Here is a 25,861-nt window from a genome sequence, read left to right as displayed (position 1 = left end):
ATGTGCGCCTTCAGGATCATTAAAATTAACAATCCTAAAGTAACTGTATATAAATACAGTTTCAAGTCCGATTTTCAACATCCTGATTACTTTACAGATGATTTGTCTATTCTCAGCGCCATAGTGTTCATCTTTTCCCTTAGCCAGATATTGCGGACGCCGCTAGCATGTATCGTGACGTTCCGCTCAGATTTGAGCAGTCGTGACACTTGCACTTGACCAAGATGTGGATTGGCTAGCGAGAACTCAATTACGATTTGCTCGGTAGCTTTGTCAGTACGATTCTTATGATGTAGGCTCGGAGGTTCTTGGCGCTTTAACGCGTCGGCACCACCTTCTTTCACAAGTTTTCGGTGTCGGTAGATAGTATCGCGAGATACGCCGCTCAGACGAGACGCCTCTGCTACATTGCCAAGCTTGTCTGCCAACGCCAGTACATCAAGTTTTTTCTGTATCTCAATGTCTTCTGAGTGCGTCGTATAGGATTTGTCTAGCGGCGCTTTCGTTGGCTCTATCACTGGTGATACCGTTAGTTTTCTACCTGCGAAGTAGACATCAAACTGCTTGCCGATCACGTTTCTGATTTCGATTTTCTGATGGGCAATTGAGTGTTTTATGGGTGACTCAATAAAGTAAAATTGCCCTTTGTAAGTGAAGGTATGATCGTTGCGGATTTTGCGGTGCACTTTGGTTATACAGATATCATCAAGATTGACGTGATTGGGTATCGGTTGATATTCAGAATCCGTCGTAGATGGCTTTACGGTCATTTTTTTATGCCAGACCTGCGGGATAAAGACATGCTGAAGGTACGCATTGGCCGCTGCCATATCAGTGATATTGCGCATTCTAAACTCAGGGACGAGCCTATCTTGCAAGGTATCGAACGCCCGTTCTATTCGCCCTTTACCCTGTGGTGAGCTGGCGAAGATAATTTCGATACCCAGCTCTTCACATGCCCGCTGTACTTGAGAGAAGTTGCAACGTTTAGGTCCACCGAATATACCTGCGCGATCAACATACAAAGTTTTAAATACGCCTTTTTTCTCCACCACCGAGCGCAGTAGCTTCAAACAGCCAGCGGTTGTTTCGGCATGAAAAAACTCGGCAAACAACTGGCTGTTGGCATCGTCAATCATGGCAATCAAACAGGTCTTTTGGGTGCCAAACCACCGATGTGTGCTGCCATCCATTTGCAACATTAATCCCACGCTTTCCATACGCTCTCTACGCTTGTGTACACGGCCACGTCTGCGTTTAGCACGTTTCACATGATGAATATCATGCGCCCACTTACGCAGAGTTTCACGCTTTACTTCAATGTGTTCGTTGGCTTGCAACAACTCTCCCAAGTGAAGCAGATTGACATCGTAATATTTCTCTCGGATAAGTGATTGAACTTGCTGCTTCAATGAATTTGATGTTTTGTTGACTGGTTCGTTACCTGTATTTCCATGAACCACAAAACGAATACCGACTTCACGATAACGCTTCAAGTAACGCTCAATGGTACGTCTGGATTTATTCAGGAGTTTGACGGCATTAGCAATGGTTATCTTGCGCTCAGCAACCTTGGCAATAACGTCTACAGTCAATTGCGCTTTGGAATTTAACATGATCATCCTCAGCGTCTCTCCTATGCAAAAAGCAAAGAAGAAACATGGTTAAAAGATAACCGTCAAATTCCCTTGGTAATTAGTGAATGCGACAAAATCGCGTGGTAATTAAAGACCGACAGAATCGCTTGGTGTTAACATAATAAATTGTAGTAGCTCATATCTGAACTGACAGTTTCTATGAATAGGTTTAGACTCTACCTGACAGGCCGCTATGAGCGTAAAGCGGACGTCTGACATAACTCAGTTAGATAACCGCGTCAGGGGCAATGGAGTCTGTCGAGATAGCCACAATAACTCACTTTTACTCGTCCGATAAAAGCTTTCCTTTTACGGACTGCCCATATTTTTACTTAATTTGAGTCCAACGTAGCGGTGTAATGAAGTTGGCAGAGTTATGTTCGAAGCATTGTAAGGCGTTTATCGCAAGAGCTTTACCTGAGTTACATCATAATCGCGAGCAAGCCATAAAGTGTCGTTAAATTTATCGAAGAGTGTCAACCACTTCTTATCAATGTTTCCCAGTACCCGCTTGGGTGTTAAGTTTAGAACAAATGCTTTATCACCCGATAGAGAATAAAAATGAATGCTATAGGGACTGAAGATTGTTTTAACCATCAGGTGTTGTTTATCTGAAGAAAAGCTCCCATGGCCGTGTTCAGTCGAAGTCACGTTAGAGATACCATCATCATTGATCACCGTTAGGTGCGTTGATCGCGAAGGGCACGGCTCTCTTTTGTGCCATAGTGATGGGCAATTAATGGCGAGCACAAAAGGCCTTTTATCAAAACAGATGTCACTACATTCGTGATACCAAGCTGTGTTGAACGGAAAAGCATACAATGGTGAATAATGAGCAAGGTTGTTATTTAAACTTATTTTTGAAATAAACCGTCCTCGTCTTTTATAAAAGAAATCTTCGAAAATTACGTGGATTGTACCAGTGTGTTCATCCATGTGAGCCTTTACCGGTGACGTTGAACGGTTTGCAGCATCCATTGGAAACGGTTCGGCGAAAGGATATGTTTGAAAGTGACTATCTGAGAGCGTATAGGTAACAACACTATCGGGGAATACACAGCCGAATCCAGATGTAGTTTTAAACAAGGCAGCACATGAGAGTTCTTCTAAGTCATACGATATCGTGTAGGAAAGAGGAACAAAGTTACCTTCTTGTAACGCAATAAATTGATACCCACTATCTTGGCTCCAACTCAAGGCCACGCAGCGTTCTTCAGGCAATGCCACGATGTCTATGACTGTCATTTGTAAATCATATTGATGAGTGATAGTTGATTTGGCTGCCATAGCTATTCCTTTAGATGCTTGTTCGCATAAATTGACGTGATATAAGACAAATTAGCTCTACACATTACCCTATATTACAGGTGGCTTTCAGAGTGGGCTAGCGTGTTAAAGTTAAACGGAGGAATTATTTTGGTTTTACGTAATATATTAGTCGTCATCTTTACCTGTAGATGGGAGATTAGTACAGGAAAACTGTGATTGGTGTGCCAGTACTCTCATCATGAAATAGCTTATTACTCCAGTTCGTTCCACCTCATGATGATATTCAATATACGATGAGTGAAAATATATAAAACGCATCAATTAGGAGGTTCGCAAGCTCCCTGAGACAATAACACGTGGACTCAGTCGCTTCGCTCCAATTTTAGCCCACGTGTTATTGCCCCTAAGCGGGGCGTTGGTATGACTCCCTTTGTCAACCCTGAACGAGCGCTTCCCTGACACTCTTTCAGCCCTCAATTAGTATTCTTTATTACTCAAAATAAATGAGCTAACGCACCGGATGAGGCAGTAATGTCGTCGGTTATTATGCTGGTATTCGTAGGTTACTTATTCAATAAATAAGCAGAGCTGACCTTACATGTTCCGCCGTAGCACCTTCTCATCAGTCTAGGTTCGTGGTTCAACAACCGTTAGGTTGTTGCCATCATAACGCCCTCGTAGGTTGTGCCACATCCCGCGGCCTGATCCAAATGTGTTAGCTCAAACTCGTTTTTCATGCAGGTACTCGGCTTAGTCTTAATTTTGGGTTTACCGGCGTGAGTACCACTTCCTTTGCAATAGCCCAGATGTATGCCGCCATTTCTCTGGCTATCGCGGTGATGATTAAATTGTAGTGTTTACCCTTTTTACTCATGCGCTGATAGCGTTTGCACAGACGCAGCTGTGCTTTCCAAGCAATATCGACGATGTCTTTAGGTAAGCCTTCCTGCCTTAACTGTAATTCAGTAGAGACGTTAGCCGGATAACGGTAGCTGTGCGCCCCCTCAATCAGTAAACGCCTTGCTCGGCCATTTCCCGCTTTAGTAATAGCACCTAAGTGCCGCTTTCCGCCTGATGACTGTTCGCTGGGGACTAAACCTAAATATGCCATGAGTTTTCTTGGATGGTCGAAGCGGTTTAAATCGCCAAGCTCTGCTACCACGCCAACAGCAACGAGCAATCGAACACCGCGCATCGCCTGAACGGCTTTCACCACCGGATAATAACGCCATTGGTGCACATGGTGGGTTAACTCATTGTCGAGCCTTTCCAGTCGCCGGATACGCTCTTCTATAGTTTGTAGTTGCTCCTGCAAGACGATTTGCTGGGCCGGATGAGGCAATATTAATTCAGTGAGCCAGCGAAGGTGTTTCTTCGACCAGTTGGCTGTACCCTCATAACGAATGTTGTTGCGCAGCAGTAGGGCTTTAAGCTGGTACTTTGCTTCTTTTAAATCCTTCATTGCCGCTTCACGAGCACGTGATAAATCACGAACCGCTTCATCTTCCGGCTCGGGCACATAGATGGGTGTAAGGTCTTCAGACTTTAGTGACCTAACGAGCTTAAGCGCATCTCGGCGGTCGGTTTTAATTCGCTCTCCTGGCTTTTTGGGAATAAGAGATGGAGCCACGACGTAGCAACGATGTCCCAAGCTCGTAATCAGCCGATAAATCCAGTAACCACACGGTCCAGCTTCATAAACAACGTGAAGTGTTGCGCCAGGATACTTCGATTCAAATTGGCGAATTAGCTTTTTGACACTGACCTTAGACGAGGGAATACGCCCATAATGAACGGGCGTCGCGCCACGCTGCTCTTCACAATAAGCAACCTCATGAAACTCTTTATGCGTATCCAACCCGATAAAAATCATGCTATGTTTGTTCATGCTAGCCTCCAAATTGATTTAGTATTGAACAAACTAATTATGGCTCTGGCTGAAAAGTTAACCCACGAAAATGCGGGGGCTAGCACTTTTACAGGGAGTCATTGTGTCTAGGCGTCATTTACTCACAGCAATAAATGGTGATTCGGATGTGACATTACAGCATCAAGGTTGTTTAGCTAGGTTGTCTTTACAGCTTGCATTTTTGAATGTTTCAACGGCTTTAGCAACGCGCTTTTCATCAATATCGCAACGCAAATATTCAACATCACCAGCTTTCTAAACTCGCTCTTTTATCCAGCAATGTCGTTAACATCTGGCATTTCGCACAGGGTTGTTTTATCTTAAATTCAATAATTTAAATAAGTGGTCTTATCGGCTAGTGGTAGCAGCAAAGCTGCGTACGTTCATTTGTACGCCTAACAAAACGCTGTTGGCACTCCCTTCGGTCGCTGGGACACATTCATGCGGGGCGGCTTCGCCATTATGCCCCACATGCCTGCGCCCCTTATTTAAAAGTTAAGTCTCACGGAGGAGTAATATGAAAAATTTATATCTCATTGTCTTTATATGCCTAACAAGTAACTTTTCATTTGCTAAAGATAATTACTTCAGTCTGCGTCAAGAACTAAATCAGATGATGGAACTGGATCAAAGTACATTACACGGAAAAACTGATAGGGATTTCGAAAAACTTCGCATAGAGCAAGCTAATAGAATCGAAGAAATTGTTACTGAATTTGGCTGGCCCACTATCGATATGGTCGGAAAAGATGCTTCGCAGGCGGCATGGATAATTGTTCAACATGCCGACTACAACAAAGAGTTTCAAGACAAAATGCTTAAAATCATGCGCCCTTTAGCGTTAGAAGGAAAGATTAATCCTGCTAACTACGCATACCTTTATGATAGGACTCATCGCCCACAGCTTTACGGAACCCAAGGCAAATGTGATGGCACTGATTTCACACCATTTCCTATTCAGGACATTGAAGATATTGATAATAGAAGGCGTGAAATGAAAATGACTACAGCTCAAGCCTATTGGAATATGGCATCAGAGAGAATGTGTGGTCGTAAGTGAGACTTAACAACGCGCTTAAGTCACTCCCTGCCGTCGCTGGGACACATACGCGGGGCCGCTTCGCGATTATAGCACCACATATGTGCCCCATAGCTTAATTTTAGGCCTATAGAGGTAAAACATGATTTCAGAGGCAGATTGGAAACACTTCAAACAAGTTAAGGCAGATGCATTAGATAAATGCTGCCAGCAAGTTTTGGACGATGTGCGTAAAGGAATCGATGATCCCGAACTTTCAAATCATGCAAAATATCTTTATTTGTATAAATTGATGGAAAACAGCGACAAACGTATCGTCAACATATTCGATTACAATGCAAGGTCTAAAGCTATGCTGCAACTTGCATTAATGAAATCAGACGGCCTTCTAGAAGCTAAACAAATTAGTGGCTTCTCAGATGAGTTACAAAGTTTTATTAATAGCCGTGACTAACTTATCAGCACGGCCTAACAAACAAATTATGGCACTCGCTGTCGCTCGCTGGGACGCAAACACGTGCGCGGCTTCGCCATATTAGTAAGTTATGTGCTATTTGTAGCAAGAAATTTCGTAAAAAGCGCTTAATCAAAAAAAACTTATTTTTAGATGAGTAAAACAAGGATATTAACTCAATGAAAAAGAAAATTTTTATAATTTCAATGTTGTGCTCTTCGAGCGCTTTAGCAAAAAATGCTGTAATAGAGGAAGTACTAGCACTTGAGGATGAGTCAGTTTCTACAGTGTTACTTCAATCGTGCGACGTTGAAATAGCTAGCGCCAATAATGACGAACTTAGAAACAAATCTAAAACGAAAAGATTATTACAAGTAAAAGCCGCTAATAATGTCTATTATGCTCCAAGTATTGCATTATTTGAAAGAGATCAAGGTAACTGCGAATTAGTAATTAAAGGCTTGTTACATAAAGAGACTTCGTGACAACCTAACAATGTCAAATTTTGTAAAACGCTGGTCATTTGGGGAAGCACATGACAATCGCAAGCAGCGGACGAATGTCTTCGAAAAGCAATTTCATATTAATGGCTGAATACAATAAATGGATGAACGCATCTATTTATTCTGCTGCGTCGAATTTAGGCTCAGAGGAACTTGCCAAGGATAGAGGGGCTTTCTTTGATTCTATCATTGGTACACTCAATTGTGTGATTCATAGACATCATTTCACTTTTCGTAGTTGAAGATCACGCTGATAATTAGATAGCTGAATGCGCTCATTTTCAGTTTCGTAGTTAGCGTGAACGTCTTCCCAAAGCGGTGTTTTTTCAAGGCGTTCACATACGATATCCATTGGAGTTTTACCTTTAAATGAGCCGTGAGCGCGTTGCCAATTGTAGTAATGCTGCCACTCAGGTAACGTTTCATTTTTGAGTTCTTCCAAATCCAAATTAACGGTCGAATAAAACTCTTCTTTGTCAGTTCTTTGTGACCTTTCAACTTTACCATTTAAGTGAGGTGAGCCTGGCTTATTAGGGCGAAATTTAATGCCATGTTCCATCAATTTGAGCTGTACTTTTTCAGCAAAAAACTCCGTTCCGCGATCTGTTTGAACTCGCTGTATCGGGAATGGCATTTCTTCTATTACCTTATCGATGAAGGTAAGAGTATTGGCTGCTGTTCTACGTTTAAAAACGTCCAACACGCGATATCTAGAGCAATCATCAACAGCAGTTTACTGATAAATCCCTGGTGCAATTTTGCATGTATCCATCTGAACTCGGTCGCCAGGAATAGGTCTTTGGTATCGAATGAAGTCTTTTTTCTTCCGCTGAAAAACTATTGGTTTTACTTCATGTTTGGTCAGCACTTTGTGAATTGAAGCAAGCGATAACTGAAAGTTAAGCTCGCGAAGCAGCTCATTTTGAATTCTTCTGGCACCAAGTTTTCTATCTTTTCTGAGTTTGAGAATCCAGTCTTCAATTCGATTATCAATTTTAGTGTTAGGGGAACTGTGCGGGCGTCTAGAAACGTCTTGTAGGCCGTCTAGTCCTTTCTCTTTGTATCGCTTGTACCATTTTCGAAGAGTGGGCCTAGAAATTCCACACCGACGACAAACTAAGCCCGCATTATTGGTCTCTTCGTAAAGCTCAATCCACTTTAAACGTTGTTTGATTTCTTTGTTCATAGAGCCATAGTATATTGAAACGATGTCTATGAATCACACAGCTTAAACGTGTTAAGCTAACACACTAACTCTCTTTCTCTTCGGCAGTAATATCGAGAATATGGTGGATTTCCTCTAAACTGAAAGGGTTATTTTCTTTTGTGGCGTAGGTTTGCAGTTGTTCTGTAACTATGCTGTACAGGGTGTTCAGTTTATTAATATCTGCGCCTTGTGAGTACAAAGCCTTTCTGATTGTATCTTTCCAAAACGTGAGCTCTTTTTGATAGTCGCTCAATCTACGTAGATTGGTGGCTTTAGCTCTCGCAGACATCCTCTTGAACTCCAAGACTTGTGCTTGGAGCGCTTTGCAAGCTTCTTTGAGTTCTGCTGTTTCTTTACTACTATTATCGCCTAATCTTTGGAATTCAACAGACAGTTCTTGGTGGCGCTTTTCCTTTTCTTGTATCGCTTGTGAGAAATCTTCCTTGACCTCTGACATGCGCTCCTTCAATTCTTGTTCTCTACTCTTCATTCGCTTAGATGAGTCGTACGCACCTAGTAAAAAAAATAGAGCATAGATGGCGACTGAGATTAAAGCATACTTGAAAGCTTCCCACAGAGCGTTCGTACTGTAATCACCCTCTACAACTCTTACACCGGCCTGACCTGGGTTAAGAAGTTGGCAACAATCACTGCCTGTTTCATAAGAAATTATGAGGGAGACGGTTTTGTATGTTGGGATGAGCGCTAAGTTAAGAGTCTGGCTATCACCCAAAGAATAAGAGTCTTTAGAAAGGCTTATCTTCACTGGGATTGAGCTTTTTATATCGTTAAGTGAAACGCTATCGGGTACTAAAATTTGTATACCCTCTATTTCACTTCCAGTGTGGTTAGCTAGTTGAATACTTGCAACAGAATTTTCTCCATCTAATTCAACTGTGTTTTGTTGGTATGTGCCTTTATTAGATGTGAAATAGTTAATAGCAGTTGTAAGGCTCAAGGAAAAAAGTATTGCCGCCACTTGAACGACTGTCTGACTTAGCATCGACTGCATCTGGTTTAAACTCCATTTATGGTCTTTTAATAGACTACCATCATTTGAAAGTTTGAGGAGCCCATATTTCTTCCGGAAGTTTTATCGTCATTGGAGTCCTTTACATTACAAAAATCTGAGTGCCTATATTAAACAACTCGAAGTCCCGTTTCCCCCGTAGGGGGCTATGCGCCACAAAGCATTACTAAAGCCAATCCTCCAGCCAACTCAAACCACCAACGTTCAACGCAATGAGACAGCACACACGGTGGGTCACATAGCGCCACTCAATTATATCCTCAAGCAGCCAAGCTAACCTTATAGCCTCCCAAGCGCTCCTGTAACAAACTCTCACTACGGCCAAAAGCACTGTGCCAGTAGGGTATACTTGAACCAACGCAGTAGTGGATTAAAGCAAAAACAACCCCAAAAAGCGAAATGTTGCATACCAATGCTTTTAAGGTTAAATTTTAACCAGTAAACGGAAATTTAAATCTCTAAAAATGGAATTAATTCGCATGAAATTCACACTTTATTTTATATGCTGTATGGCGTTATTCGGTTGTATGAATTTAGAGGTAACTCAGTTACCTACAACTGACTATCAAGCAAACCTTAGCTCTGAGTCAGTTGCACAAATAGATACTTCAGAAGGTCAACAATTAACATTAATGCTGAGAGAATTACTATACCCACCAGAAATAAAACAACTTACCGCAATGTATGGCCTTAATAACCTCGATGAAAAAACGACAAAGTCAAAAAGAGATATTTCAGGGGCAGCCTACGACATCACCGACTTTACTCTGATGCATACCGATGTTTGGCAAGAAGCTATTTTGAAGGGTAAGCTTGTCGAAACAGGTTTGCTCGTTTTAGGCGGCGCGTTTTTTCTCGATAGTATGACAAGCCAACGAACACCACCCAAAAAAGTGTCAGGTTTTTATTTAAAAGGTTTTGACGAGAATGCTGGCGAAGAAGGTATGGCTGCGTTGACGGATTCGCTTGCGCGAAAATCAGTAGATACGCTAGTTCATCATTTCGAATCCCTAGGATACGAATTGGACGGCATTATTATCTGTGATAAAGATGTGGACCTTGCGGTAAAACAGTCTTTTCAGTCAAGAAGTTTGGCAAACAGAGGAGGCTGTCCCCAAGAAAAATCAATTGAGAATGTAAATCTTGTTAAGTCTGTTTTTTATCAGTTTCTTTTTAAAATTTCAGACAATAATGATGTCAGAAGTATGGAATATTTTTGGCCTAATAAAGTTATAGCCGAAGTGTACTACGATACTTTGCAAATAAAGCGTTCTTCTATTGATAATTCTTTTTTTGTCTATTCGAAACCAAATGAGTGGCAGTTTAATTTGTTTCATTCACCTTCTGGTCTTACAGAAGAAGCATTCTCAAATTATCAGGGTTTTAGGAGGAATGCTGGTACTGATTTCTATCGAGCATTTCATTATACGTTAACAGAAAAAGTACCAGGCTACTTTTCATTTTACAGGGAAATACCGAATAAAAAGTACCACCTTGCAGAAGGTCTTTACAAAGGTCGCTTGTACAGAGTCAAAGAACGTCTTACTGAAGATGCATCTGTTATTGAAGGACGTATTGATGAATTTGAGAAAAATAATATATTTATTCGCGATAGCGAATTATCAGCCAATAAGGATATATTTTACTAATCCGTTCATTTTGTTTAACGTGAGGGGTTGCTATTAAATCCAAAAATCGACTCTAAAACCAATTCCGCACACTCAATCTGTGGGTAATGTCCGATATCAGCAAGTTCTGCTGTGTCAGGCTTGGGTATAAGTTCTTTATATCTGGCCACCATGTGTGCACCAGAAATTGGGTCTGCCATGCCGGCGGTTAGTCGAACCGGAACGTCGGCATTTTGAAGGGCACCTACCCAACGCTCTCTGTATTGCTTGCGCTGTTTCATATAGTCCAAAAGCAAGTGCATGTATTTGTGGCCTTTGTTTTCAGTAATAAGCGTCCAAAAATCATTAATGTCTTGGTCTGAAGGGGGCGTATTCGGGCCAAAGATATTGTGCATGCTTTTTCGAATCGCGTTTTTGCTTAAAAAAGGTATAAGCAGCCCGCCAATAGGGGAAAGCAGCAGCTTTTGAATGGATAATGCTTGATGGGTTTCAGGAAAAAGGCCGCCATTTAGCAAATGCAGCGACTCCATACGAAATGCGAGGTTGCCGTCTAACTGACGGGCCATTAACTCCTGCGCAACGGTATCGCCGTAATCGTGTGATAGAACGTGAGCATGCGTAATTTGAAGATGCCTCATTAAGGCTTCTATCACCGCGGCTTGTTCTTTTATTTTGTATTTTTTGGGCGCTTTGGTGCTAAAACCAAACCCCAGCATATCGAGTGTTACACAGTGAAATTTCTGAGTAAGTGCAGGCCATAATTTAACCCAGTCAAAGCTCGCGGTAGGATATCCATGAATTAACAACAGCACGGGGCCTTCGCCTTGGGTAGTGTAGAAAATTTGCTGATCATTAACGTTTAGAAATTGGCCTGAGCTACGCCATTGTGAAAGTTGCATCACGAAAAGCCTTATTATGTTTTTATGCTCAGCTTGCCTATTGCGAGACTTTAGGTCTGTCGTAAGCGCGACATTTAAACTATGTCGCGCTTGTTGCGTCAGTTTAAACCAAAACAAATGGGCGATAGGGCGTTAACTGCATTAACTCTCGACAGGTATACAAACTGTTACCGTGGTTCCTTCACCAGGTGACGATACTAAATCAATTTCGCCATTAAATTTTTGGCGAACGAGGTTGTACAAAATATTTAAGCCCAAACCGGTGCCGCCCTTGTCACGAGCTGTTGTATAAAAAGGCTCAAACACTTTTTTATGGAACTCTTCAGGAATGCCTTTTCCATTATCGTGAACGCTTACCACAACACCTTTTTCATTTTGGCTGCAGCTAACAGTAACTTTGTTTACTTCGTTATTTAGTGATCCGTCGAAGGCATGGCGCTGGGCGTTCGATATCAAATTTGTAAGCAACTGGGCGATAATGCCAGGGCAGGTGGTGATTACTAAATCTGGCGTAACATCTATACAAAGCTCTATTTGCTCTTTGCGAAGCATAGGCTTCAATGGGTTACAAACCCGCGGTATATATTCATCCAGTGCGATTTCTTCAATTTCCAGCGAGGTTTGGTCGGCTGAAGTTCGCTTAAAGTCTTGAACTAGGTTTGCGGCTCGCATCAGGCTTGTTTCAGCTAACGTTAGCCCCTCAGAGCAAATCGCTTCAAAATCCTTGAAACCCTCTTCTGTTAATTCACCATCTTCGAAATCTCGATAAATCTCTTTCAGTTCTTCTTTGCAGTTGCTTACGGAGGTAAGCGCAATGCCTAACGGCGTATTAACTTCATGGGCTATGCCGGCTACAAGGTTACCCAAGGCAGCCATTTTTTCTGATTCAACAAGCTTTTCTTGGGCTGCCTCAAGTTCGGCAGTGCGATCTTTTACTTTTTGCTCTAGATTCTGGTTAGCTTCTATAAGCTGTTGCTCATAGTCAGCCCGTTCGTTAGCACTTACCGCACGCCCGTAAAGATCGGCAAGGGAAGCCGCAAATACCATTTCATCGTCAAGCCATTCACGAGCCTTACCTTGGTGTTCACAGCAGATTATTCCTATCATCTTACCGCGGTGGCGAATAGGGACATCCAGCATAGAACTTATGCCCAGTGGTGTAAGATATACTTCGGCAAATTCAAATGTTGCAACGTCTGTTATCGCGTCGTGTGCTGCGATAGTTCTGCCCGAGTCAAGTGCTTCAAAGTAGTGGGGAAAGTCTCTTCTGGTTAACACTAAACTTTCATTGTCAAGGTCGTTTCCTTTGTCGATAAGCAATGTGCACTGTACCAGCGTCTGGCCTTCATCATATAACCAAATACCTGCTCGAGTAATCTTCAAGCCTTCACACACCGAGTTGATAATTAGCCTTGAAGCAACGTCTAATTCGCCTTTGTCGATGTCAGGGCTTTGACTAACTCGTAGTAAAATTAACTCTAGGTTTTCTTTCATTCATCTTCGTCCGGTTCTGTGGCACGGATCTCTAATATTCTATCGAAGTGCTCTAGCATTATGTGGGTGATTAGCGGGTCGAATTGTTTTCCTGCGTTTTCTTCAAGGTAAGCTTTTACCTCGTCAACGCTCCATGCGGGTTTATAGCAACGTTTGGAAAGCAGGGCATCCACCACGTCAACAATAGCCATGATACGCCCTTCAATTGGGATGTTGTCTCCGGCAAGCCCGTCAGGGTAGCCTTTACCGTCCCATCGTTCGTGGTGGGTCTTGGCAATGATAGCGCCCATTTTGGCAACGATGCGATCAGAGTCGGCAAGCAGTTCATAGCCTTTTTGCGCGTGGGTTTTCATTATTTCCCATTCATCAGGGTCAAGCTTTCCAGGTTTGTGTAAGATAGATTCTGGTATGCTGATTTTGCCTACATCGTGAAGGGCAGCAGAGTAGCGAATGGTATCTATGAACTCTCTGCTCATGTGCAGCTTTTCTGCTAGAAACTCTGTCATTAATATAACGCGTCTAACGTGGCCGCCGGTTTCCTTGCTACGCATTTCGATAGCGTCGCTTAGCACCATGATGAGTTCTTTCTGTGTTTTTTGTATATCTTCTTTCTGCGTGAGATTTTGGAAAATAACAGCTACATTGGATGCAAACATTTCCAGCGTTTTTCTTTGCATTGCATCTAAAGGCTGGTCTAGCTTTACATACAAAATATTGTGGCTATCTTCACCTGTGGGGTAATAACCGATAAATACTTTATCGCTTTGGTAGTGCGATTTATTCGCCAATACCTGTTTAACCTCTCCTTCGATAGCTTCTGGTATACGCGTTGAGATACCCGGTTCACATAAACCAACAAGGTCTCCGCTTGCCCCCAATACGGTCATACTCGTATCGCCATACAAGTCGGTATGCTGTGTGGAAAGATATAACACTGAGTTATTTAAATTGAGAAGGGTGAGTGTCTGTTTCAAAACGGCAGTACCGAATTGAGCCAGCGACTGACTTGCCAGTACAGAAGAGGATGACTTTAAGACCTCTTCCATACCACGCTTACCTTGCTCTATGGTTTGTATATCACGATAAGAGCGAATTGCCGTATAAACGCATGATTTAAGCTTTAGTGAAGAAAGCTCTGTCTTGGCTTTATAGTCATTTATGTCATACCGTCTAATCACATCCTCTTCAGGCGCTTGCCCTGGCTGGCCTGTTCTTAGTATTAGTCGAGTAACGTGGTTTTTAAGATCGTTGCGAATAGCATCTACCAGTTTCAATCCAGCGTCGTCGGTTTCCATCACTACGTCAACAAACGCAAGGGCAATGTCAGGGTTAGCTTTAAATAGCGCTAAACCTTCTTCGCCACTATGAGCAGATAAAAAATCTACGCCACGCTTCTCAAAGTGGAATTTGCGTAGCGTGAGTTTGGTAACCTCATGAACGCCTTCTTCATCATCAATAATGGCAATTTTCCACGGCGCTAAACGCGGGGTATTTTGTTCAGTTTTAGACTTTTTGAATAACGACATACACAGTGCAGTGAACGATTAGATACCCTAAACGTAAGCCACAATTTTCATTCTCGCAAATCTGTGAATAAACTTTTGTTCTAAAGTTGAATGCCGTTGATTTGTTAAGGAAAACGATTGTTATTTCTGACTCATTTCGTGTTCTGAATGGAAGTGAGTAAATAAAATTTTTTCAATATTTCTATATATATCTATAAGAACAATCAATCTTAATAAGCTTTCCTGCCTATTGAAGAGTCACTTCCCCGTGTTTACTCTAAATTAACAATTTGAATAACCGCGTTTAAGGAAGTGTATGAATTTCGCAGAGTTTGCAGCATCAAGAAAAAGTGTTCGAGGGTTCACCAAACAGCCCGTTACTAAGGAAACGGTGGACGCCATTATTAACGCAGCGAAGTGGGCGCCATCATCATATAACACGCAAACTTGGAAAATTCATGCGGTGGCTGGTGATGTTTTAGATAAAATTCGCGAGGGTAATACCAAGAATACATTAGAAGGCAAACCTCACGTTCGAGATTTTCCCTATAAAGAAGACTATGAAGGTACACATCGCCAACGCCAAATAGATGTAGCAATACAGTTGTTTGACGTAATGGGGATCGCGCGTGAAGATAAAGAGAAGCGCATGGATTGGATGATGAGAGGTTTTAGACAATTTGATGCGCCTGTATCTTTGGTGCTTACGTATGATAAATCTCTAGAGCCTGCAGGTATAACGCAGTTTGGCTTAGGATCTTTAGCGTATGGTATCGTACTGGCGGCGTGGGATTTAGGTCTGGGTTGCGTTATCAATGGCCAAGGTATTATGCAGTCTGACGTAGTACATAAGTACGCTAATATCCCTGATGACGAAGCCATTATGATTTGTATTGCGCTAGGTTACCCAGACCCAGATTTCCCCGCAAACAATGTTCGCTCTACTCGTGCTGACAACGAAGAGTTTGTGACTTATCACGGGTTTTAGCCTATTAAACTTATGCTTTGCTTTTTTGATAGCGTAACGGTTGTGCCCTTCTTTAAGAAACACTAGGCTGGGCTACGCAATGCACTAACAAAGGAGCAAGCGAGGTGAAATTCTTAGTTTTTCTCGGCACCGTACGTGACAGCACGCCCCCTAGGCCAGCAAGGTTAGGCCTTCGCGTCGCAAAAGCGATAATGAATTGGGCCAAAGATCATATGGCTGAACATGAGTTTGAGCTGATTGACCCTTTAGATTATTCAACCGGTGAAGTATTCAAACCTCATTTTGCGTACGCGCAAGGAAAAGCTCCCGAGGCGCTATCTACTCTTGCCGAGAAAATAGAGGCGGCTGATGGCTATGTGATGGTAAGCCCTGAGTACAACCATTCGATGAGTCCGGCGTTGGCGGATTTACTTAATCACTTTGGTAGTTCTTTATATTCATTCAAGCCCAGCGTTATTGCCACTTATTCAGCAGGGCAGTGGGGCGGAATGCGCGCTGCCGTCGCAATGAGAACTTTTCTATCTGAACTAGGATGTCTTCCTGTTTCAGCAATGATCCACGTGCCTCATGCGCAAGATGCGTTCGATGAGGACGGGGCCGCTGATAGTGAACAAGAAGATAATTGGCGAACCTACTTTGGTCGTGCGCTTAGCCAAATGCTCTGGTGGGCTGAAGCTACGACAAATCACCGCCAAGAAAAAGATCCGTTTGAAACCTCAAAAGCTTTTAAAGCATCGCCAACCCAAAGGAATATTAATTAAGAGCAAAATAAGCGCAAACAAAAAGGCAGCATAGCTTAAAGCCTCTGCTGCCTTTATTTCTACTTATTACCTTTCATCTGATGGAGCGTAACGCTCCAACCAATGAGCGTAAGGCGCAGGCATTACCCATGACGGTTTCTCAACGCCTAACTGTTTTGCTGCATAGTACGTCCAATGTGGGTTAGTAAGGTGCATTCTACCTACCATAACAACGTCAAGCTGTTGGTTTTCGACAGTCTCGTTAGCAAGCTCTGGTGTGTCTACACCCCAAGCTGTTGCAACAGGGATTTCAGCTTCGTCTCGTACGCGTTTTGCAACAGGCGCTAAGAAAGCTGGGCCCCACGGAATATTCGCCTCAGGGGTATTGAAGCCCACGCTAACACTTACAAAATCAGCACCAATTTCTTTAAACTGTTTAATGAGTTCGATAGATTCGCTTAGCGTTTGCTCGTCTTCACCATCGTATTCAATAACGCCAAAACGCACGGTTAGCGGTAGGTTTTCTGGCCAAATTTCACGCACTGCGCTTAGTGTTTCAAGCAAGAAGCGTCCGCGACCTTGTGCGTCACCGCCGTATTCATCTGTACGCTTGTTCGCGTGTTTCGAGAAAAAGCTTTGGGCCAGATAACCGTGAGCAAAGTGAAGTTCAAGCCACTCATACCCGGCTTCAAGCGCACGCTCGGCGCCTTTAACAAAGTCAGCCTTAACACGTTCAATGTCGGCCTTGGTCATTTCGGTAGGTGTTACCGGAAGGTGCGCGCCAAACGCTTCTGCAGATGGGCCAATAGGTTGCCAACCGTTTTCTTCACTTGGCTGAATGTGATCGTCGCCTTCCCAAGGACGGTTAGCGCTAGCTTTTCGCCCAGCATGGGCAATTTGAATACCTGCAACCGCGCCTTGGCTTTTGATGCGCTCTGCGATGTTTTTAAGGCCACTAACGTGATCGTCTTTCCAAATGCCTAAGCAATTTGGCGTAATACGACCTTCCGGAGAAACCGCTGTAGCTTCAACGATTACAAGCCCTGCGCCACCACGGGCGAACGACTGATAGTTTGCTTCATGCCACTGGTTGGTAAAGCCGTCTTCTGCCGAATATTGGCACATAGGAGGTACAGCAATACGATTGCGAAGCGTGACATCTTTTAACGAAAACTGTTCAAATAGTGCAGTCATATTTCTCTCTAATTAGGATAAGAATAAAAAGTACCCAGACTATGCTGGGTACTTAAATGTTGAAAAAGCATATGCGCATTGCGTCATATGCAACCAGGCTTATGCTGCGAGGGTTAAAATTTCGCGGGCTTTTGCCAGGTCGATATCGCCATGCTCACCAAGCGCTGTTAATCCGTTGCGCTCTAAGTTGTCGATAAGCCCATCAATTGCAGACTTTTCAATGTCGTAGTCTGATAGGCGGGTTTTTACCTGCATGGTTTCGAAAAAGTCTTGTACAGCCTTAATGGTCAAGTCGATGGCTTTTTCTTTGTCATCTTTTTGAATACCGAAGACGCGCTCGCCTAGCTGCAGTATTTTTTCCTGCTTCTTGTCGCGTTGCACGAACATAAGCGAAGGCAACACAATAGCTAACGTTGCGGCGTGATCTAAACCGTGTAAGGCCGTTAGTTCGTGGCCAATCATATGAGTACCCCAGTCTTGTGGTACGCCTTTTCCAATAAGGCCATTAAGTGCCATAGTTGCTGACCACATCACATTTGCACGTACGTCGTAGTCTTCAGGTGTTGCTAGGGCTTTAGGGCCTTCTTGAATTAAGGTTTGTAAAATACCTTCTGCAAAACGGTCTTGAAGCGGCGCATTGACTGGGTAAGTTAGGTACTGCTCGATTACGTGAACAAATGCATCAACTACACCGTTAGAAACTTGGCGAGGCGGTAGTGAATACGTGAATTCCGGGTCAAGTACAGCAAATACTGGCTGTACCGTTTCCGATGAAAACGCGCGCTTCTGTGAAGTTTCCTTTCTGTTTACTACCGAGTTGCCGTTACTTTCAGAGCCTGTTGCAGGCAGTGTAAGCACTGCGCCAATAGGTAGTGGATTTTCGAAAGATGCCCCCTTGATTAATATATCCCATGGGTCTCCTTCAAAGTTTACTGCCGCTGCCACAAATTTTGCGCCGTCGATAACACTTCCGCCGCCTACAGCAAGAATGAAGTTAACGTCATTTTCACGGGCCACATTCACCGCTTTCATCAATGTTTCGAATTCTGGGTTTGGTTCAACGCCTTGAAATTCAATAACGTCAGCACCTTCCAGCGCGGCATTTACTTTATCGTAAATACCATTTTTCTTAATTGAGCCGCCACCATATAGGAAGAGGACTTTTGCTTGTTTCGGCAAACGTGAAGACACTTCACTTAGTTGACCTTTGCCGAACAAAATTTCGGTTTGATTTTTAAATGTAAAATTAAGCATCGTGTTGCCTGTCCTTAATTAGTTTGTGAATTTAGCTGTTGTAATAGCTTCTCAGCTAGCAGTTCGTCAGAGAATGGGTTTTGGCCAGTAATAAGTTCACGGTCTACTACTACATTTGGCGCCCACATTTCTTTGTATTCCATAATTCCACCCGCTTGCGCCATGGCATCTGCTGGGTAGTATAATAGCTTTGCATCATCTAAAGTGCTTTCAAAATACTCTTCTTCTGGTGTAGAAAAGATTGTCATTTTGTAGCCTTCATAAATCCAATTTTCAGATGTGGCTTGCTCGTCTGTTTTCAATGCCAGCTCAAATGCCTTTGGGTTAGATTGCCCAGAAAGTAAGGCGATTGGGCCATGGCAAATTGCGGCAGTAGGTTTTCCTTCATTGTGAAAGTGAGACAAAATCTCGCCCACTTGAGGGTTGTTTGCTAAATCGATAAGCGGAGCATGCCCACCTGGGATAAATACACCCTCGAACTCATCAAGCCCTTGTGCGATAACTTCATTTAATGACAATGTGTCATTAATTCCATCTATTGATGCAACAAATGTTTGAATATCTCGCATTTGCGATTCGCCGCCATCAAAGTATTGTGGAATAACAGACTTTTTATCTACTGCTGGCGCATTGCCTTTAGGTGTTGCCAATACTAGCTTGTAGCCCGCATCTACCAAAGCCTTAGCTGGCACGCCAAACTCGTTAAGGTAATAACCTGTTGGCTCGGTTTTTCCTTCTGCAAGCTGCATTACATTTTCGCTTGAAAGTAGAACAAGCACTTCGCCTTTACTGGCTTTTGCCGACTGAGCGTCTGCAGCATACGCTGACTGTGATAACCCAGCGATGATGGCAAGTGATAGAATTGTTGATGATTTTTTCATGTGCTTTTCCTGTCGCATTTGAAAGTGCAAGCATCTTAGAGTTATTGGTTTAAAAGCAGAAGTCAGATAAATTATGATGAGTCATCAAAAATCTGATGGGTGGAGAATTATGTCGTACCTAACACAGCTAAAAACCTTTGTAGAAGTCTATCGAAGCGGCAACATCACACGCGCCGCAGCAAGGCTTCATATGTCTCAGCCAGCAGTAACTTCACATATTCAGGCAATGGAGCATATTGTCGGTAAAGAGTTGTTTGTAAGAAAAGCCCGGGGCGTTGAACCTACAGCCATTGCCGATGACTTAGCGTTACAAGTAGCCAGTCACATAGATACATTAGAACAAAAGGTAGCGTCTATCCGAAGCCGCGCTTCAACCGACCATGGTACCTTACACTTAGCTGGTCCCGCAGAATATTTAAGCTTTGTTGCTGGCCCCGCGTTAGCAAACTTGCTTCAAGCAGATAAAGTAAATTTGGTTATCCATACAGGTAATAAAAATAACACTTATCAACTGTTAGAAGATGATGTTGCTGAACTTGCTATCACTGCCTCTGAACCAACTGATGCCATGTACGAATATCAGATGTTAGATAAAGAACGTTTAATTTTGGTCATGAACCGGGTTCAAGGTAAATTACTTGGTGACAAAGAGATTACGGCGTCGTTACTGAATCAACACAAGGTAGTAAGCTATGACGAGCAGCTTCCGCTTATTCGCCGTTATTTTTCAGAAGTATTTAACGCGCCCTGCGAGTCACCTGTGGCAGCGATATGCCCAGATATTCGCGCAATCAGCAGCATACTTAAAGCTGGAATAGGGTACTCTGTTCTACCCGATTACCTGTGCAAAGAAGCAATAGCTAAGGGTGAACTTATTCCACTTGGAAAGAGTGGGCCTGAAAACGAGATTTACTTGGTATGGAAGAAAGGTGCGCTGCGACATCCTAGAGTAGATTTTGCAAAAGACGTGATAATGGCATTTGCCAATATTAATTATCTAGCCAGTTACCCAGACTAACTTAGAGGTGCAGTGCGACACGCACAAAAGTGTGTCGCACTGTGACTAAAATAAGCTTTTTAGAGGTGGCCAGTTTAAAACGTGCCAACAACCTTTACTTGGCTGTCAACTTTGCTCTCATCAATAAATCCAATTGTATTTGGATTTGTCGCAACTAATTTCAACATTTCGTCTTCCGATGCAATCATCTCAGGTGGTGTACCGCGACCAGTAAAAACTAGCTTCGACCAAAATGCAGAATATTGTGATTCCGATTTTCCTAACACGCTGTTATTAAATGCATCTCTCGCTGCATTGCCTTGCTCGAACGTGAGTGGAATGGCGCGGTTGCCATCTGGAAATGCCTTCACTTTTCCCAGGTAAATCTTTTTCACTGTGTCGATATCTATACCTGAATTGTTGTTAGCATTTACAATTACAGCAGTGCCCGCATAAAGTGGTGCCGATAAAATTAAAAACAGGGCTGCAATTATCTTCATTGGTATTACCTTTAGTCCTTTCTCTGTCAGCTAAATTGCTACGTTAATAAACTGCAGAGACAATATTGTGAAAGGGCACATCACCCTCTTTGAAGTATAACCAAGATTTGTGATTTGTCGCACTTCAACAAAAGGTGAAATTTAAAAAAAGGAAATCAAGTAACGTTATGGCAAAACCCAATGCAAAAGGGCCGGTGAGAACCGTCCAAATATTTTGCGCCAAATGCAAATTCCAACTACTTAAATGCCGAAAAGGTGGCAAGGGGGCTTTGGTGAAATGCTTTAAAGAGCGGATTGTTGAAGACTACACTAATGAAGAGGGGATTTGTCCCTCATGTAATGTTCAGTTTGCCAGAGACACAATGATACGTGGTGCTCCCGCACTTAAGGTTGTTGGCGGTAAAGTGCATATGAAGTGAAAGCGTGTGAAGCGGGCGCACGTTTAACGTGCATTCCAAATGTAACATGCACCGCTTTGCAACACGAAAATGTTTCAGAACTGAAACAACTTAGTAATGTTACAAATCAACTTTCCCTGTACCAACGTTCAGTCGAGTTAATCAACAAATAAACTTATTTTAAACGTGTAACTTATTGAAACATAGATAGTGTTACGTTTTTATTATTATTTTTGTTAAGTGCTTGCTGTAAATACGTATGTATAAGAATTTATACCTTCCTTATACAAAAAAGCGGAAAGCAAAATGATTAATGAGGGTAACACACAAAAGTATAAGCTGAGTAAATCAGCTAAAGTCGTAAACGCGTTGTTGGCAGGGGCCTTGTCACTGGGCGTAGTATCACTTAATGCTTCGGCCGATACGGTTTGGCAGGAAGATTTTGAATCCAGTGAATTGCAAGGAAAGGGTGCAACTGGTTCTAATCCTGATGGAGCCGTTCTAAGCCTCGACGGAGTAGAGCGTTGGTCAATTGACGTTTCCGCAGGCGCGTTAACTGCAGATACAGATTGGTTTCGCGTTGAGAACGGCGCTATGCAAGCCCGTGATGTGGATGGCGAAGTAGTTTGGTTGAGTGAAACAATCGATATTGCTAGTGCCGGTGAAGTCACTATTAACGCAGCACTTTCTCAAAGTGGGACGTTTGAATCGGCAGATTACGTCGACGTTTTTTACTCACTAGACGGCGGTGCTTTCGAGCTTATAACGCTAAACGATGGAGCATCAAATACCGTTCAGGATGATTTCGGTAGTGCCACGGTAAATGAAACAATTGGAAGTGGTAGCACGTTGGTATTAAAAGTTGCCATGGCGAACAATGCTGGCTCTGAGTACCTAAATCTAGACAGTATTTCGGTAAGCGGCGATAGCGCTACCGGTGGTGGTGACAACGGCGATGGCGGTGATAACCCAGATAATGGTGGTGAACCTTCTGACGAACTCCTTTTCTTAAGCGGTACTTGCTTTAACTGCCCGGATTTAGAGGCAATTAACTTAGCAAGTAATTTTGTCGCATCAGACTACTACGCCGCTTTAGATACCGCTATCGCTAACGGCGATAGCGCACAAACACTGAAAGAAACAACACACAACATCATTGAAAACGGTCATCGCACATTATCCTACTCTGAGGTGTGGACTGCGCTTACCTATACTGATGAAGACCCTTCAAATACTGACAATGTTATCCTATTTTATAAAGGGATATCACAAGGTAAGTTCACCAACGGAAGCGGTAGCCAAAGCTCTAATCAAGAAAATTGGAATCGCGAACACGTATGGGCAAAAAGCCATGGTTTTTCAAGTACAAGCTTAACGGCATACACAGATATTCTTCATCTGCGCCCTACAGACATTTCAGTAAATAGCTCTCGCGGTAATTTAGACTTTGATTTCAGCGATAGCGCACTTGCCGAAGCACCTGAAAACCGCGTTGATAGCGATTCTTTCGAACCGCGCGATGCAGTGAAAGGCGACGTTGCTCGCTCTATGCTTTATATGGATGTGCGTTACGATGGTAACACTGCAGGTGATACCGAAGAAGATTTAGTATTGCTAAACCGCTTAACCTCTACCGACGAAGCAGCATTTGGCAAGCTTTGTGTGCTGCTTCAGTGGCATGAGAGCGATCCTGTTGATGAATTTGAGCGTCGACGTAATGAGCGTGTGTTTGAATTCCAAGGAAACCGTAACCCGTTTATTGACAAGCCTGAACTTGCTTCACTTATTTATAACGAAAGTTGCGACGGCACAGGTGGCGACACAGGCGGTGATACAGGTGGTGATACTGGCGGTGACACAGGTGGCGATACCGGCGGTGATGCCGGTGGTGATACTGGGCCGTCAACCAATAGCGTTTACATATCAGAATATATTGAGGGTGGTAGCTTTAACAAAGCGATAGAGCTTTTTAATAGCTCGACTCAGCCTGTGAGCTTGTCTGGCTATGAGTTAGTTTTACTTTCAAACGGTGATACTGCCGACGCTGACCGTAAAGTGCTAGCGCTTGAGGGCGAAATTCCTGCAGGTGGCGTAGCTACATTCGCTCACGCCGACGCTGATGCCTTACTCACAACTGGCTCTACTATCAGTAGTTTCGTAATGAACTTCAACGGCGACGATTACGTTGAGTTGGTATATAACGGTCAAGTTGTAGATGCTTTAGGTACCTTCGGCGTTAAGACTAATTGGGGCAAAGACGTCACGTTAGTACGTAAGAGCACAGTGACTGGCGGAAACCCTAACCGCAACCCTGCTTTTACCACAGATGAATGGGATAGCTTTGCAAAAGATACACTAAATAATTTTGGTTCTCACAACGGTTCAGTAAGTGAGCCAACAGACCCAACTGATCCGACGGATCCTACTGACCCAACCGATCCAATTGCTGAAGTGGTACTTATCAGCGCAATTCAAGGTGATGGTGAAGAATCAGCGCTTGTCGGCACGGATGTTATTGTTGAAGCAGTAGTAACCAAAGTTGTACCAGCCATGAGTGGTTTCTTTGTTCAGGAAGAGGCAAGTGATTCAGACGATAACACAGCAACTTCTGAAGGTGTGTTCGTTTACGCAGGCTCATTTAACCTGCCGGAAGAAGGGGATGCGGTGCGTTTGCAAGGTACAGTAGGCGAGCGCTTTGGTGTAACCCAATTATCTCTGTCTGCAGAACTCGAGGTTACGGGTGTAGGTAGTAATGTGCTTTACACACCTGTTGCTATGCCATTTAGCCTTGATACTGATTTAGAAGCACTAGAGGGAATGCATGTTAGTTTTGAGCAGACCCTTAAAGTTTCTGATATCTACAATCTTGGACGTTATGGTCAGTTCAACGTGTCTTCAGAACGCTTAATGATACCTACAAACCAGTTTGTAGCGGGTTCACAAGAAGCGTTGGCACTAGCCGAAATTAATGCACGAAATACCTTATTGGTTGATGACGGAGAAACCTCACAGAATTTGGATGATATTCCTTTCCCTGTAGGTGGTTTATCCCATAACAACCCACTGCGTTTAGGAGATAGCGTTGAAGCTCTGGAAGGGGTTCTACATTTCGCTTTTGGTGATTATAACTTAATCCCGGTAGGTGATATTCAAACCGTGCGCACTAACCCCCGAATTGCTGCACCACAGCTAAACGCTATCGGTGATGTAAAAGTAGCTAGCTTTAACGTACTCAATTACTTCAATGGCCCGGAATTCCCAACCTCTCGCGGCGCAGATTCAGTTGCTGAATTTGAACGTCAGAAAGCGAAAACCATTGCAGCTATTGTAGCCATGAATGCCGATGTACTTGGCTTGGTTGAAATTGAAAACGATGGTTATAGCGGTGATTCAGCTATTGCGACATTAGTTGAAAGCGTCAACGCTGAACTGGGCAGCGATGAGTACAGCTATGTTGCATTAGAGTCTCAACTAGGCGGCGATGAAATTGCTGTAGGTATTATCTATAAGCCTGCTGTAGTTTCGTTACAGGGTAACCCTGTGACTTCATCTAGCGCACCATTTGACTATGGCAACCGCCAACCTTTACTACAAAGCTTTAGTGTGAACAGTAATGGCGAAGACTTTACCTTAGCGATAAATCACTTTAAGTCGAAGGGAAGCTGTGGCAGTGCTACAGGCAATAATGCTGATTTAGGTAATGGTCAAGGGTGTTGGAACGAACTGCGTACCCAAGCAGCACAAGGCCTGATGTCCCTCGTTGAGCAAAATAGTGACGTCTTGTCTGACCGCGTTATCGTAATGGGCGATTTAAATGCCTATGCGAAAGAGGAGCCTATCCTTGCGCTTGAAGAGGCTGGCTACAGTAACTTGGTTAACTTCTTTGATGGAGACAACGCTTATTCGTATAGCTTCGGCGGAGAAGTAGGTTACTTAGATCACGCTTTATCAAGCCCATCGTTAACGGAATATGTGGTAGATGCAACGGTATGGCACATAAATGCCGATGAACCTCGCGTGTTCGACTATAACGTTGAATATAAGACTGAAGCTCAGCTTTCTAGTTACTACCGCGCCGATGCGTACCGCTCGTCAGACCACGACCCAGTAGTGGTAGTGCTTAACTTTCCAGAAGAAGTAACAGTTGGAGATTTCGATGGTGATAACGATGTAGATTACAACGATATCATGGTCTTCTATCAACTGTTTTTACAAGGGCAAGCGACGGGTGAAAACTACGATTTCAACGGCGACGGTCAAATTAGCTTCTTCGATATTCAGGCATTAATGGCGATGTGTACACGCGCTAACTGTGCAATTTAATTTTAGGAAAAT

The 25,861-nt window shown here is 43.2% G+C and carries 20 protein-coding genes and 1 pseudogene; 9 read left to right on the top strand and 12 right to left on the bottom strand.

Features of this window, described 5'->3' with window-relative positions; genetic code table 11:
- Positions 1 to 86: 86 nt before the first annotated feature.
- The 3 genes from PCAR9_RS11935 to PCAR9_RS11925 all read right to left on the bottom strand — a co-directional run bounded on the left by PCAR9_RS11935 (position 87) and on the right by PCAR9_RS11925 (position 4,794).
- Complete coding sequence (locus PCAR9_RS11935; protein ID WP_179983789.1) at positions 87 to 1,622, bottom strand: ISNCY family transposase; 1,536 nt, start codon at positions 1,620 to 1,622, stop codon at positions 87 to 89.
- 414 nt (positions 1,623 to 2,036) lie between these two features.
- Positions 2,037 to 2,924: a hypothetical protein gene (locus PCAR9_RS11930; protein WP_179983788.1), complete on the bottom strand. Its 888-nt coding sequence runs from the start codon at positions 2,922 to 2,924 to the stop codon at positions 2,037 to 2,039.
- Between the two features lie 715 nt (positions 2,925 to 3,639).
- Entirely contained in the window at positions 3,640 to 4,794 is a 1,155-nt protein-coding gene (locus PCAR9_RS11925; protein WP_179983594.1) for an IS110 family RNA-guided transposase, read from the bottom strand.
- A 634-nt stretch (positions 4,795 to 5,428) separates the two neighbouring features.
- Here PCAR9_RS11925 and PCAR9_RS11920 point away from each other — a divergent pair.
- From PCAR9_RS11920 to PCAR9_RS11910, 3 genes are all read left to right on the top strand, one after another.
- Positions 5,429 to 5,875 (top strand): DUF6624 domain-containing protein, encoded by a 447-nt coding sequence (locus tag PCAR9_RS11920; protein WP_179983787.1) that lies wholly within the window; start codon positions 5,429 to 5,431, stop codon positions 5,873 to 5,875.
- 121 nt (positions 5,876 to 5,996) lie between these two features.
- Positions 5,997 to 6,308, top strand: a complete 312-nt coding sequence (locus PCAR9_RS11915) for a hypothetical protein (protein ID WP_159578111.1) — start codon at positions 5,997 to 5,999, stop codon at positions 6,306 to 6,308.
- Positions 6,309 to 6,487: 179 nt separating this feature from the next.
- On the top strand, positions 6,488 to 6,793 hold the full coding sequence (locus PCAR9_RS11910) for a hypothetical protein (RefSeq protein ID WP_159578112.1): 306 nt from the start codon (positions 6,488 to 6,490) through the stop codon (positions 6,791 to 6,793).
- Between the two features lie 238 nt (positions 6,794 to 7,031).
- Here the strand turns inward: PCAR9_RS11910 and PCAR9_RS11900 are convergent.
- Together PCAR9_RS11900 and PCAR9_RS11895 are read right to left on the bottom strand one after the other, a co-directional pair.
- Positions 7,032 to 7,997, bottom strand: a pseudogene (locus PCAR9_RS11900) (IS481 family transposase).
- Between the two features lie 64 nt (positions 7,998 to 8,061).
- On the bottom strand, positions 8,062 to 9,030 hold the full coding sequence (locus PCAR9_RS11895; protein ID WP_179983786.1) for a hypothetical protein: 969 nt from the start codon (positions 9,028 to 9,030) through the stop codon (positions 8,062 to 8,064).
- 497 nt (positions 9,031 to 9,527) lie between these two features.
- Here PCAR9_RS11895 and PCAR9_RS11890 point away from each other — a divergent pair, with 497 nt between their 5' ends.
- Positions 9,528 to 10,697 (top strand): hypothetical protein, encoded by a 1,170-nt coding sequence (locus PCAR9_RS11890; RefSeq protein WP_179983785.1) that lies wholly within the window; start codon positions 9,528 to 9,530, stop codon positions 10,695 to 10,697.
- A 14-nt stretch (positions 10,698 to 10,711) separates the two neighbouring features.
- On the opposite strand, the gene PCAR9_RS11885 is transcribed toward PCAR9_RS11890, so the two are convergent.
- The 3 genes from PCAR9_RS11885 to PCAR9_RS11875 all read right to left on the bottom strand — a co-directional run bounded on the left by PCAR9_RS11885 (position 10,712) and on the right by PCAR9_RS11875 (position 14,595).
- On the bottom strand, positions 10,712 to 11,575 hold the full coding sequence (locus PCAR9_RS11885) for an alpha/beta fold hydrolase (RefSeq protein ID WP_179985217.1): 864 nt from the start codon (positions 11,573 to 11,575) through the stop codon (positions 10,712 to 10,714).
- Positions 11,576 to 11,716: 141 nt separating this feature from the next.
- Complete coding sequence (locus tag PCAR9_RS11880) at positions 11,717 to 13,069, bottom strand: sensor histidine kinase (protein ID WP_179983784.1); 1,353 nt, start codon at positions 13,067 to 13,069, stop codon at positions 11,717 to 11,719.
- Entirely contained in the window at positions 13,066 to 14,595 is a 1,530-nt protein-coding gene (locus PCAR9_RS11875) for a DUF3369 domain-containing protein (RefSeq protein ID WP_179983783.1), read from the bottom strand. The genes PCAR9_RS11880 and PCAR9_RS11875 overlap by 4 nt, the downstream gene beginning before the upstream one ends.
- A 295-nt stretch (positions 14,596 to 14,890) precedes the next feature.
- Between PCAR9_RS11875 and PCAR9_RS11870 the strand changes: the two genes are divergently transcribed.
- Entirely contained in the window at positions 14,891 to 15,562 is a 672-nt protein-coding gene (locus tag PCAR9_RS11870; RefSeq protein ID WP_179983782.1) for a nitroreductase, read from the top strand.
- A 104-nt stretch (positions 15,563 to 15,666) separates the two neighbouring features.
- The gene (locus PCAR9_RS11865) at positions 15,667 to 16,323 is read left to right on the top strand and encodes an NADPH-dependent FMN reductase (RefSeq protein WP_179983781.1); all 657 of its coding nucleotides are present in this window, start codon (positions 15,667 to 15,669) and stop codon (positions 16,321 to 16,323) included.
- A gap of 66 nt (positions 16,324 to 16,389) precedes the next feature.
- Here the strand turns inward: PCAR9_RS11865 and PCAR9_RS11860 are convergent, their stop codons facing one another.
- From PCAR9_RS11860 to PCAR9_RS11850, 3 genes are all read right to left on the bottom strand, one after another.
- Positions 16,390 to 17,496 (bottom strand): NADH:flavin oxidoreductase/NADH oxidase, encoded by a 1,107-nt coding sequence (locus PCAR9_RS11860; RefSeq protein ID WP_179983780.1) that lies wholly within the window; start codon positions 17,494 to 17,496, stop codon positions 16,390 to 16,392.
- Between the two features lie 99 nt (positions 17,497 to 17,595).
- Complete coding sequence (locus PCAR9_RS11855) at positions 17,596 to 18,750, bottom strand: iron-containing alcohol dehydrogenase (protein WP_179983779.1); 1,155 nt, start codon at positions 18,748 to 18,750, stop codon at positions 17,596 to 17,598.
- A 14-nt stretch (positions 18,751 to 18,764) separates the two neighbouring features.
- Entirely contained in the window at positions 18,765 to 19,631 is an 867-nt protein-coding gene (locus tag PCAR9_RS11850) for a type 1 glutamine amidotransferase domain-containing protein (protein WP_179983778.1), read from the bottom strand.
- Positions 19,632 to 19,740: 109 nt separating this feature from the next.
- Here PCAR9_RS11850 and PCAR9_RS11845 point away from each other — a divergent pair, with 109 nt between their 5' ends.
- A complete protein-coding gene (locus tag PCAR9_RS11845; RefSeq protein WP_179983777.1) occupies positions 19,741 to 20,649 on the top strand; it encodes a LysR family transcriptional regulator in 909 nt (302 codons plus the stop codon).
- Between the two features lie 74 nt (positions 20,650 to 20,723).
- Here PCAR9_RS11845 and PCAR9_RS11840 read toward each other — a convergent pair whose 3' ends face one another.
- Positions 20,724 to 21,128 carry a type 2 periplasmic-binding domain-containing protein gene (locus PCAR9_RS11840; protein ID WP_179983776.1) on the bottom strand — a complete coding sequence of 135 codons (405 nt, stop codon included), beginning with the start codon at positions 21,126 to 21,128 and terminating at the stop codon, positions 20,724 to 20,726.
- A gap of 167 nt (positions 21,129 to 21,295) precedes the next feature.
- On the opposite strand from PCAR9_RS11840, the gene PCAR9_RS11835 reads away from it, so the two are divergent.
- Together PCAR9_RS11835 and PCAR9_RS11830 are read left to right on the top strand one after the other, a co-directional pair.
- Complete coding sequence (locus PCAR9_RS11835) at positions 21,296 to 21,547, top strand: hypothetical protein (RefSeq protein ID WP_179983775.1); 252 nt, start codon at positions 21,296 to 21,298, stop codon at positions 21,545 to 21,547.
- A 285-nt stretch (positions 21,548 to 21,832) separates the two neighbouring features.
- On the top strand, positions 21,833 to 25,849 hold the full coding sequence (locus PCAR9_RS11830; protein ID WP_179983774.1) for an ExeM/NucH family extracellular endonuclease: 4,017 nt from the start codon (positions 21,833 to 21,835) through the stop codon (positions 25,847 to 25,849).
- Positions 25,850 to 25,861 lie beyond the last annotated feature (12 nt).

It is taken from the genome of Alteromonas macleodii, assembly GCF_903772925.1.
GTDB classification, from domain to species: Bacteria; Pseudomonadota; Gammaproteobacteria; order Enterobacterales; family Alteromonadaceae; genus Alteromonas; species Alteromonas macleodii_A.
The sequence above is the reverse complement of the archived record's forward strand: the minus strand, read 5'-3'. Positions and strand labels throughout refer to the sequence as shown.